The following is an 11,404-nucleotide window of genomic DNA, read 5'->3' as shown; positions in this document are numbered from 1 at the left end:
TCCTCGGCGCGGCAACGGTGTACGGTGCGGGGAGAGGGCTCGGGGCGCTCGCGGATGAGTCGGCAGCTGCGGCAGGAGCAGTAGCGCGGGTAGCCAATTACAGAGAGGTCTTCTTCGGTACACACCCTGAGCTGCGTGGGCAGGTTGTCGTCCATCATGCTGTGGAGCAGCAAGTGCTCAAGAGGTATCCCGGCCTATTCACCGAAGCCGAAATTCACTCCATTGAAAACCTCCGGGGGATCCCGAAGAGCGCCAACCCAGACGTGCACCTGAGTCAGATTCGCAGATCTTGGAATGAATTCTACAGAACGAATCCCAGTCCGACACGGCAACAGGTGTTCGATTTTGCCACAGAGTTGGACGCCCGCTTCGGGGCTAAATTTAATCCACCAAGGTGACTATTATGAGCAACAACCGTTGGCAAGTGAGTCCTGAGGTCGCTGGTGCCCTAGGAGAAAACGCAATAATAGATAGCTCCACTCATCCACCGAAGGTTGGTCGGCTTCATTGCCACTTTGACGGATGGCTTGGAGACGATTTGCTGGAAGTGTTCCCGTGTTTTCTAGTTTCCGAGAGGCTCGCCCGAGCCGTACAACAATCTAACTTGACGGGTTGGCGCCTCGCTACGGTCGAGGTAACGAAAGGCATGGAGTTCGAGGAACTTTATCCGAACCGGGATCTGCCGAAGTTTTCCTGGCTCCAGGTGACAGGAGACTCAGCTGCCGATTTTTCGCTCTCTGCGGAGTTCCGTCTGATCGTATCCGAGAAAGCGCTCCGACTGCTACGATGCTTCATCATAGAGAACGCACTCATTGAGCCGGCGAATGAACCATAGTATCAACGATCAAACCCTGAAACCTCGAAAGCTCGCCCATTCAGCAATGCATATTCGAGGACACAACTAACGACGACTCCGCCCCCCCCGACTCTGTACCTCCATCAATGCTTGTCGAATCTGGCCTGCTGCACACGGTTATCGATCCAGGCGGCGCCGTGACGCGCACGATGCGCGACGCGTTCGGCCGCGTCCGGCAGCTCGACGACCCCGATCGGGGCACCACGGTCTCGGTCCATGACGGCTTCGGCGAGCTGGTTGCGTCGACCGATGCGCTCGGGCGAGAAACCACGTGGGCGTACGACGCGCTCGGTCGGCCGCGCACGCGCGTGGACCGGGACGGCGCCGAGCGCGTGACGACCGCGTGGACCTGGGACACCGCGGCGCACGGGATCGGAAAGCTCCACGCGCTCGCGAGCCCCGACGGGGAGAAGACGTACGGGTACACCGACCGCGGCCAGCTCGACGCCATCTCGCTCCGCATCGATGGCGAGCGCGCTCCCCTGGAGGCCAGGCTGGGCTACGACGAGCTCGGTCGCGTCGAGACGGTCACGTATCCCGCGCCGGCCGGCGCGGCGCCGCTCGTCGTGGCCCACGATCGCGACGCGCACGGCCATGTGCTCGCCGTGCGCGACCGCGGAACGGGCTCCGCCTACTGGCGCCTGACGAAGGTGGACGACGCGGGGCGATTCCGGGAGGAGGTGCTCGGCAACGGCGTCGTCACGGAGCGGAGCTATCTCGCCGACAAGCAGCGCCTGAGGCACGTGGCGACGCAGAGCGGCGCGGCCAACGTGCAGGACCTGGACTACGGATATGACGATCTCCTCAATCTCACGCGCAGCACCGACGCGCTCCAGCCCGAGAACAGGACGGAGCGCTTCCGTTACGATCCGCTCCAGCGGCTGACCTGCGCGTACTTCGGCGACGTCGAGAGCGCGTCGGCGCCCTGCGCGCTCCGGTACGGCCACGACCCGAACGGCAATCTCACCTTCAAGTCGGACATTGGAACGCTCTCGTACGATGACCCGCTGCACCCGCACGCGGTCACCGGCGCGGGAACGGGCAGCTTTGCCTACGACGCCGTTGGCAATCAGATCGCGCGGCCCGGCGGCACGACCGTGCTCTATACACCGTTCGACCTACCGGAGCGCATCACGCAGGGCGCGAGCACCATCACGTTCGGCTACGACGGCGACCAGCAGCGGATCCGCAAGACTACGCCGGAGAAGGAGACGCTCTACTTCGGCGATCTGTACGAGCGGGTCACCGATCGGGCGTCGGGCACCGTGGAGCATCGGCACCACGTCCACTCGCCGGAGCGCGTTGTCGCGATCGTGACCCGCGGAGGCTCGGACGGCGGCACCCGTTACGTGCATGTCGATCACCTCGGCTCGGTCGATGCGCTCACCGACGAGGACGGCGACGTGATCGAGCGGCGGAGCTACGACCCGTTCGGCCAGCGCAGGAACCCCGTGTGGGGAGAGACCGCGCCGGCGTCGTTCTCCAGCGAGGCGACGCAGGGGTTCACCGGGCACGAGAGCGACGACGAGATCGGGCTCGTGAACATGAAGGGCAGGCTCTACGATCCCAAGATCGGGCGGTTCTTGACCACGGACCCGATCGTTTCGATCCCGTCCTTCGGGCAGAGCTGGAATCCGTACAGCTACGTATTGAACAACCCCCTCGCGTACGTCGACCCGGGCGGCTTTCAAGAAGCGCTCCCGGAGGCCGGGGCTCGCTCACCGCTGCCGGCCGGCGCGGAGCTCAGGTGGGAAGTGCTCGACCTGGCGCCGATCGGACTCGAACTGCGCGTCGTCCCGTCCCCGGAGCATGAGGCGCGCGCCGACGCCGATACCAGCACCGTGGCTGCCGAGACGGGCGGCGCCGTGCCGCCGATCGACGTCAGCACGACCGGGAGCGCGTCCGGGCATGTGCCGCAGCCGGTGACCACGGCGCCGATCGACTGGTCGCGGAACCCGTATGTCCAGCTCGAGGAAGGGTTCATCGCCGGGCTGTTGCTCGGGGCGGTTCCCTTCGCCGGCGTGGGGCATGGGCTGCCGGACGCGGCGGGCGTGCTGGCCCATGGGACGCCGGAGGCCAGGATGGGCCTGGCCATCGGACAGCTCGTGGGAGGGAGGTCGGCGGACCGGGCCCTCATCTCCGGTCTGGCATCGGCATACAGAGATCGCCGTCGCGACGCCCTTCTCGCGGCGCGGCTACCATGACTCCCATTCCGTGGGCCCGCCCGTGCGGTCAAGCGCCTTGCGCATCTTTGCGAGGAGCACATCGACGGCCTCCGCATCGCGGATCGGCTCGTCCTCGGAGGCCCTCCCGATCCTCTCCGCATGCTGGTCATCGATGAGCTTGTAGACGCAGTCGAGCGCGCCGCGCGGAGCGCGCTCGACGGCCTGCAGGAAGAGCGCGCTCGCAGACGGCACGGCGAGCGCGACGTCGAAGAGCGCGAGGAGCGCGAAGCAGCCGATGACTTGATCCTTCACGAGCTGCTCCTCGTCCCAGAGCCAGCACACGATCGGCTCGTTCACAGGGGAATCGTCGGCGGCCATCCGCACCAGTACGCCGTAGGCGGGCCGATGGCGCAGGCCTCCGAGCGCCATCGCCGTGTAGGCCCGCTCGCTCGGACCGGCGGAGCCGAGCGCCTGGATCAGCGCTGGACCCGCGACCTCGCCCACGTCGTCGACGAGGTGCGCGACGTCGAAGGGAGTGCGCGGCGGCACCAGCTCGGAGAGCCGCCGCGCGATCGTGCGTCGGAGCTGGGGCGGGAGGCGCCCGCCGGCGACCTCGGCGCATCGGCTGGCGAGCAGCGTGGCGACCGGCGCCTCACCCCGATCCGCTTCGAGGAGCTCCCGGATGAACGCGGCCGCGTCCACCTCCGGTATGCCCGCCGCGTGAACGATGGTCTCATGGGACCACGGGTCGCCTCGCGCTTCGATGAGGGCGTCGAGCGCGCCGATCCTGACGTGATCGACCGCGTTCAGGTACGCCTGGTAGGAGAGGTCCGCGAACGAGAAGGCCCCGGGGCGCCGCTCGATCAGCAACCCCTGGTGCCCGCGGATCTCTTCGATGACGCGCTCGACCATCCCGTCGATGTCCTGCGCGAGCTCTCCGAGCTCACGGGCATCGCCGGCCGCTCCGCGCTCGAGCGGGCCGCCCTGGGGATCGCGGTCGCCGTCGCCGTCTTCATCCTCATCCATGTCTTCTTCGTCGTCTTCCTCGTCCGCCCTGCAGAGGACGAGGCGCGGCCCCTCGACCCAGCGGGCGCCGTCCAGCCGCCATCGCAGGAGCTCGGCCAGCGGCTCCACGGGGAGCTCGACGAGCCGGTCGCAGTGCATGAGCCAGGCGATCGAGCTGAAGAGGAGCCGCCGGTCGCGCAGATCGAGCGACTTCAGGATCGCGCCGGGCCTGAGCTCTTCGGCGGCGTAGCGCTCGAGCAGCGCGTCGACGGCGGAGGCGATCAAGGACGTGCGGCGCCCCGGATCCCGTCGCGCCAAGAAGTGATGCGCCGCGACCACGCGGGTGCCGGGCTGCGGCAAGAGGGTCGCGGTCACGAATCCGCGCAGATCCACGCGAGCATAGCCCGGGATCCCCGCGCGACGCGGGCGCGTCGTGACCACCATCGGATTGCCCGGATGGGCCGCGGCGAACGCCTCGACCGACTCGGAGAGCCTCCTCGCGCCGGATCCCGCCTCATCGAGCCCGTCGACGAGCACGAGCGCGCGGCGCTCCTCGAGCGCACGGCGAAGGAGCACGACCCCGCCGATCGGCGAGAGCTTCGCGATGGCGCGTTCGTCCAAGCGAGGGTCGTCGAGGAGCGACACGAGGACGACGAACGGCACGAGCGTCCGCGTGCCCTGACGGTGGTCCGCTGCGGCCCGCGCGGCGAGCCGCGCGATGAGCGCCGTCTTCCCCGAGCCTCGCCCGCCGACGACGAGCACGCGCTCGTGGCGGGCGAGGAGCTCGGGCACGGTGCACCGCGACGGCGCATCGACCCGGCGCGGCAAGACATCCATGTCCATCGGACGCTGCTCGTTCCGGATCAGGACGCGAACATCGGTCTGGCTGTGCTCCATCCAGACCGAGTCCACGTGATCCCGCTCCACGGACGAGAGGACCCCTGCCGGATCGTTCGGCGCGCTCGCGGTCGCGTCGGTCCACAACCATCTGCGCAGGTCGTCGCCATCCATGGCGTGACCATGCATGGATGCGGGTGCGGGCACCACGCCGTCGCGTCAACATTTCGCAGTCTCAGCCGTGGGCGGCGGCTTGGGCGTGATGCTGCTCCGCCACTCGAGGTGCGGTGCAAGGGGCGCTCGATGGACGCAGCAGCTGCTCCGCGGGCGACGATCCCAGGGCGAGGCGGCACAGCAGCCGCTCCGCGGGCGACGATCCCAGAGCGAGGCGGCGCAGCAGCCGCTCCGCGGGCGACGATCCCAGGGCGAGACGGCGCAGCAGCCGCTCCGCGGGCGACGATCCCGGGGCGGGACGGCGCTGGAGCCGTCAGAAAGGCGAGATCCGGCGGCGCCGGCGCCGCCGGACGCTTCGGAACGGCTGCGCCCGCGGCGACGGCCGAGGGGAACGGCTCGGAACGCGGCTCGCCGCGGGACCAACGCGTTTCCCGGCCGTGGCAGCGCGATTTGCGGGAGCGTGGAGGGGCGCCTTCGGCCTCGCCCTTTCGCCGCCTCCCCTCTCCGCCGTCTCACCCGCCCTCGCCTCCTCTCTCTCCGCCCCGCACCTCTCTCTCCGCCCCGCGCCGCCGTCGCCACTGTTCGCCACCCGGCGGGCGCCGTAGTACCGTGCGCCCGATGTCATCCGACGCCGCCGCGAACAAGCCGTCCGCCGCTCAGGTCACCCCGGGCGGCCCGCCTCCCGGAGGTCGACTCGCCGTGCTCACCGCCTTCGCGGTGGGCGCCTCGTGGCTCCCGGTCCCGGTCCTCCCCGATCGGATGCTCCTGCGCATCCGCGGGGCGATCGCCCAGGACACGGTGGCCCGCCACGGCCTCAGCCTCACCACGGACGCGCGCGCCCTGCTCGCCCAGCCCGGCGCGGAGCAGACCCCGCTCCGCAAGGCCGCGCAGCTCGTCACGAAGGAGGTCCTCCGGCGGCTCAACCCGGCCCTCGCGCTCGCGGCGGCCGCGCGCGGCCTCGAGGTCTACGCGCTCGGCCACCTCCTGAACCGCTACATCACGCGCTTCCGCCGGAGCACCGCCGTCCGCATCCACGCCGACGAGGCGCGCTGGATCCGCGACGCCGTCGATCGCGCGGTGCGGCGCTCGCTGTCCCCCTCGCTCCACGCGAGCGTCACCATCCTGCCGAGCGGCGCGGAGGACCTGCGCGACGAGTTCACGCGCTGGATCGATGCGTTCCTGCTCGCCGGCGCCGCCGTCCCCGAGTACATCGAGCGCCGCCTGGACGCGGCCTTCGACGAGATCGCCGCGGCCGGCCTGCCCCATGACTGACCACGAGGAACGCACCGCCGCGAAGGGCGCCGCGGGCCGCCACGCGGAAGGCCCCGCGCCCGAGATCGATCCCGACGGCGCGCGCGCCGCGCTCAAGCGCTGCCGCCGCATCATCGTCAAGATCGGCTCGAAGAGCCTGTCCGGCGACGCCTGGGACCGGCTGGCCGTCGAGGTGGCCGCGCTCCGCGCCCGCTCCGGCCGGAACCTCGTCATCGTGTCGAGCGGCGCCATCGCCCTCGGGGTGGCCAAGCTCGGCCTCAAGGCGCGGCCGAAGGACATGGCCTGGCTCCAGGCCGCGGCCGCGGCCGGCCAGAGCGTGCTGATGCAGCGCTACGAGGAGGCCTTCGGCAAGGTCGGCCTGCTCGTAGCGCAGGTGCTCCTCACGCACGCCGATCTCGCGGACCGCACCCGCACCAACAACGCGAGGAACGCCCTCGCCGCGCTGCTCGAGGCGGGCGCCATCCCGATCATCAACGAGAACGACGCCGTCGCGGTCGAGGAGATCAAGTTCGGCGACAACGACCAGCTCGCGGCGATGGTGACCCCGCTCTGCGAGGCCGATCTCCTGATCCTCCTCTCGGACGTCGAGGGCCTGCTCGACGGCGAGGGGCGCCGCGTGCCGTTCGTGCGCAGCGTCGCCCGCGAGGCGCGGCACCTCGCCGGCGGCTCGACCTCCGGCGTCGGCACCGGCGGCATGGCCAGCAAGGTGGAGGCCGCGCGGCGCGCCACGCTCGCGGGCTCGCACGTGGTCATCGCCGCCGCGCGCGAGCCGGGCATCATCACGAGCATCCTCTCCGGCGAGGACGTCGGCACCCTCTTCGCCGCCGTGCCGCAGCGGCTCAGCGCGCGCAAGCACTGGATCGCGTACACGCTGCGCCCGCGCGGCGCGATCCTCGTCGACCGCGGCGCCGCCGAGGCGATCGCCTCGAAGAACCGGAGCATCCTCGCGGTCGGCGTCCTCGGCGTGCGCGGCACCTTCCTCCCGGGCGACGCCGTGGCCGTCTTCGACCCGGAGGGCACCGAGATCGCGCGCGGGCTCGCGCGGATGTCCGCCGGCGACGCCGCGCGCATCGCGCGGAAGAAGCGCGACGACGCCGGCGAGGACGTCGTCGTCCACCGCGACGACCTCGTGGTGCTCCCGAGCGAGTGACCCCGCCGCCGCCCAGGCGCACCCTGTAGGCGCGAAGGCCACCCGACCGCGCGTTCTTCGGTGCTCGCGGGAACCTTCGCGCCGCCCGGCTGTCACTCCTCTCCATCAGCTCCTGGAGGTCGGGTGATGCGCTTCGGGTTGTTCGTCGCCAACGGCTTGGTTCTCGCGGGGGTCGCCTGGACGGTCGGGCTCGGGCCGAGCGTCCAGGCGTCGCAGCTGTTGCCGCCGCGCGCCGCGGCAGGGCTGGGTGAGCTCGCCGCGCTCGAGGCCCGCTACGCCGAGGGCCGGACGCGCGAGAGCGTCACCGCGCTCGCCGCGGCCTACCTCGATCGCGATCAGCCGGGCCTCGCCTCCTCCGCGCTCGACGCCGCGCCCCGCGAGGTGCGCGAGCTCCCGGAGGCGGCGCACCTCTCGGCGCGCGCGCTGCTCCGCCGCGGTCGCGCCCGCGACGCGCTCGCCGCGGCCGAGCAGGCCTCGGCCGCCTGCGCCGCGGGCGGCTGTCCCGCGTGGCTCGCGGCGAAGTCCGAGCGGCAGCGCGCCTTCCTCGAGCAGCTCGTCGCCGCGGGCGTCGACGATCCGCAGGTCGACGCGACCGCCGTGCGCGCCGCCTACGAGCGCAGCGCGAGCGAGGTGCGCCTCGTTGCGATGCGCTGAACGCGGCGCGCCCAGCGCGCGTCAGGGACGATCGAGGCGCGCCGAGATCGTGCGCGCGCGCCGGAAGAGATCTGGCCAGAGCCAATCTCTTCGATCTGGCTGGACAGGAGGGGAGCTCGCCAGGAGGATCATGCGACAGCGCGGCGACGCGACCTCGGGGCCGCGGCGGGGTCGCCGATCGTCGAGGTCGTATCCAAGCTTGGAAACCCTGTCGTTGTCGAATGACGGTTACCGACTTCTGTCGTAGCCTTGGGTCTTGCTCGGCGCGTCCACACCGGGGGCGCTGTCCGATTGAACAACCGGTTGCGCTTGGGAGGGTCTCCCTCAGGTGGAACAGCCGCAAGCTCGCACGCTGGGCGCCCTGGCGACTGCCTTGACAGGGTTGTACCGACGCGCCGTCGTGGTCGCTGCAGCGCTCGGCCTCACCGCCGCCGCGGGCTGCGCGCCGCCGATCACCAACGCAGGGCTGGCGATCCCCGCCGCGAAGCCGGGCCAGGAGCAGCGCCCGGTCCGGCTGCGGCCGCCGTTCGAGCTGGCGACGAACGAGGACGCGATCGTCCGGATCGTCACCGACGTGACCTGCACGGGGACGCTCATCACCGAGGATCTGGTGCTCACCGCGCACCACTGCGTCGCGGCGCGCGACGAGAACGGCAGGACGCTGCGCCGCGATCAGGATCCCGAGGCCATCTCGATCGAGCTCGGGGGCGACCACCTGCCCTGGGGCGACGTGACGGTCCGCGCGGTGGTGTCGCCGGACTGCGGGTACACGTCGGGCGAGGGCGACATCGCGATCCTCGTGCTTTCGCGCCGCCTGATCGGGATCCCGACCCTCGCGCCGCGGATCGAGGGCGAGCCCGCGCTCAAGGAGACGGTGACCCCGTACGGCTTCGGCCGCTGCGCGCTCTCGCGCGATCCGATCCACCTCGTGCCGCGGCTGGGCGGCACGATCGACCGGCTGGCCCCGGGGCACTTCGTCGCGGTCGCCTCGATCTGCCCGGGGGACTCGGGGGGGCCGGCGCGGAGCGACGCGTGGGGCGACGTCGTCGGCGTGATCTCGTCGAGCGTGATGGACGGCGACGAGCACACGACCGGCACCTCGTACTTCAGCCGCCTCGACGTGTGGCCCGAGCTCTTCTCCGCGGCCCGCGAGATCGCGGCCGGCGCGAGCCCGAGCGAGCTGCCGCCGTACCGGAGCTGCCTGCGTTGACGGGGGCGCGGCGTCCGCGGGCCTGCGTTACCCGCCGCCCGCGGCCGCCGCTGCGCTAGGCTGCGGGGCCGCGATGCGGAAGCTGTTCAACGGGCTGCTCTGGATCCTCGGGACCTTGCTGGTGATCGGCGTCGTGCTCCGCGCGCTCGTCCTCGACGTGTGGGCGGTGCCGGACGACCCGAGCCTCGGCGCCTCGATCGCGCCGAGCCTCGCCCCGGGCGATGTGGTCGTCGTGCTGACGCGGGGCACGCCCGGCTTCGGCGAGCTGGTGCGGTGCCCGGATCCCGAGGTCCCCGGCAGCCACATCGTCGGCCGGATCGCGGGCGTGCCGGGCGACACGGTCGAGGTCGACCACAGCGCCCTGGTCGTGAACGGGCAGCGCTACGAGGCCGAGGTCGCGTGCACCGAGCCGAAGCTGAGCATCGTCGACCCCGCCACGAACAACGAGGTCCAGGTCGCGTGCGACATGGTGAGGATGGGCCCCGGGCTCCACCTGCGGGCGACGGGGCGCAGGCCGCCGCTCGAGCGCCGCCACCGCGTGGAGGTGCAGCCCGACACGGTGTTCCTGCTGAGCGACAACCGGAGCTACCACGACGACTCGCGCGATTTCGGCCTCCAGCCGCGCGCCGCGTGCACCCAGCGGATCGTGTTCCGGCTCTGGGGCGCCGGGGGCTGGAGCGACGACCAGCGCCGCTTCACCTTCGTGCGCTGACACCGCCGGCAGGCTGGGCCAGCGCCCGCGGCCACGTCACCACCGGCGGCCACGTCAGCTCGTGCTTGACCCCTCCGCTCTTCGACGTCTAGAACCGTGGTTCTCTCCACCCGGGTCGGGGATCCAGCGCGAGCAGCGGGCAGGGTCCTCCGCCCCCGGGCTCGCTTCATCGGTCGGAGGTCCGCCCAGGCGGCCTTCCGCTGGCGCGGGTCGGAGAACCGCGGTCCGCGGTCCTCCAATGCACCGAGGAGACGTTTGCACACCGAGCAGCACGAGATTGGCATCGTCTGTGGCCAGTGCGACCTGTGGAGCCCGATGGGCACCGCGCGTTGTCCTGAGTGCGCGAACGACTTGGCCCTGTTCACGCCGCGCCGGGGGAACGCGCCGGCCGCGTCGGCCCGGCGCTCTCCGACGCCCGCCGCCGGCAGCCTGGGCGCGAGGGCGGAGCCCCGGCTCGACCCGACGAGCTCGCGCGGCGCGGGGCGGAGCCCCAAGACCACCTCGTCCAAGAGCGAATTTGCCGAACTCTCCCAGGAGGAGCTGATGGAGCAAGCCCGTAACTACGTCTGCCGTTCCTGCTCGAGCGGTGTTCCCTCGGGCCACAAGTTCTGCGGGAGGTGCGGAACGGCGGTCCCGCCCGAGATCCTCAACGCGCAGACGCTGTTCTTCGGGGACATGCAGAACCCGGCGAAGGCGAAGCTGATCCTCATCCGCGGCGAGGGCATGGACGGCCTCTCCTTCCACCTGAAGGCCGAGCAGCACATCGTCGGCCGCAACGGGCAGCTCGTCTTCCCGGACGATCCGTTCGTCTCGCCGAAGCACGCGAACTTCTTCTACCGCGACGGCAAGCTGGTCGTGCGCGACGAGGGCTCGCTGAACGGCGTGTACATCCGCGTGCGCGGCACGATCGACATCACGCCGGGCGACACGTTCCTCGCGGGCGAGCAGCTCTTCCGGCTCGATCCGACGCCGCGCGCCTCCGACGGCCAGGATCCGGACGGGACCTTCTTCTACTCCTCGCCCAAGCACCCGAGCCCGTTCCGCCTCACCCAGGTGCTCCAGGGCGGCGCGGTCGGCATGACCGTGTGCGCGCGCGGCAGCTCGCTGCAGATCGGGCGCGAGGGCGGCGACCTGAACTTCCCCGTCGACCTGTACATGTCGGGCTCGCACTGCCGGCTCGAGGAGCACAACGGCAAGTTCACGCTCACCGATCTCAACAGCCGCAACGGCACCTACGTGCGCATCAAGAGCGAGCGCGAGCTCGCCCACGGCGACTACCTCTTCATCGGCCGCAAGCTGCTGCGCGTCGAGCTCAACACAAACTGAGCGCCGGCCGGCCGCGCGCGGCCGAGCCGGCGCGCTCTCCTCC

At 71.0% G+C, this 11,404-nt stretch carries 8 protein-coding genes; 7 read left to right on the top strand and 1 reads right to left on the bottom strand.

Going from position 1 to position 11,404, the window contains the following annotated elements; genetic code table 11:
* Nucleotides 1-993 precede the first annotated feature (993 nt).
* The gene (locus NQZ70_RS48865) at nucleotides 994-3,060 is read left to right on the top strand and encodes an RHS repeat domain-containing protein (RefSeq protein WP_237244740.1); all 2,067 of its coding nucleotides are present in this window, start codon (nucleotides 994-996) and stop codon (nucleotides 3,058-3,060) included.
* On the opposite strand, the gene NQZ70_RS48860 is transcribed toward NQZ70_RS48865, so the two are convergent.
* The gene (locus NQZ70_RS48860) at nucleotides 3,052-5,037 is read right to left on the bottom strand and encodes an NACHT domain-containing NTPase (RefSeq protein WP_165374548.1); all 1,986 of its coding nucleotides are present in this window, start codon (nucleotides 5,035-5,037) and stop codon (nucleotides 3,052-3,054) included. The genes NQZ70_RS48865 and NQZ70_RS48860 overlap by 9 nt on opposite strands.
* A gap of 618 nt (nucleotides 5,038-5,655) precedes the next feature.
* Between NQZ70_RS48860 and NQZ70_RS48855 the strand changes: the two genes are divergently transcribed.
* The 6 genes from NQZ70_RS48855 (at nucleotide 5,656) to NQZ70_RS48830 (ending at nucleotide 11,361) form a co-directional block, all read left to right on the top strand.
* Nucleotides 5,656-6,309 (top strand): hypothetical protein, encoded by a 654-nt coding sequence (locus NQZ70_RS48855; protein WP_237244739.1) that lies wholly within the window; start codon nucleotides 5,656-5,658, stop codon nucleotides 6,307-6,309.
* The gene (gene proB / locus NQZ70_RS48850; RefSeq protein WP_129580349.1) at nucleotides 6,302-7,459 is read left to right on the top strand and encodes a glutamate 5-kinase; all 1,158 of its coding nucleotides are present in this window, start codon (nucleotides 6,302-6,304) and stop codon (nucleotides 7,457-7,459) included. The genes NQZ70_RS48855 and proB overlap by 8 nt, the downstream gene beginning before the upstream one ends.
* Nucleotides 7,460-7,585: 126 nt before the next feature.
* A complete protein-coding gene (locus NQZ70_RS48845) occupies nucleotides 7,586-8,113 on the top strand; it encodes a hypothetical protein (RefSeq protein ID WP_129580348.1) in 528 nt (175 codons plus the stop codon).
* Nucleotides 8,114-8,513: 400 nt separating this feature from the next.
* Entirely contained in the window at nucleotides 8,514-9,323 is an 810-nt protein-coding gene (locus tag NQZ70_RS48840; RefSeq protein WP_129580347.1) for a serine protease, read from the top strand.
* Nucleotides 9,324-9,396: 73 nt separating this feature from the next.
* Entirely contained in the window at nucleotides 9,397-10,035 is a 639-nt protein-coding gene (gene lepB, locus NQZ70_RS48835; RefSeq protein WP_129580346.1) for a signal peptidase I, read from the top strand.
* 543 nt (nucleotides 10,036-10,578) lie between these two features.
* Nucleotides 10,579-11,361, top strand: a complete 783-nt coding sequence (locus NQZ70_RS48830) for an FHA domain-containing protein (RefSeq protein WP_165374547.1) — start codon at nucleotides 10,579-10,581, stop codon at nucleotides 11,359-11,361.
* The last annotated feature ends 43 nt before the right edge of the window (nucleotides 11,362-11,404 follow it).

The sequence above is a fragment of the Sorangium sp. So ce836 genome (assembly GCF_028553905.1).
Classification (GTDB): Bacteria; Myxococcota_A; Polyangia; order Polyangiales; family Polyangiaceae; genus Sorangium; species Sorangium cellulosum_D.
The sequence above is the reverse complement of the archived record's forward strand: the minus strand, read 5'-3'. Positions and strand labels throughout refer to the sequence as shown.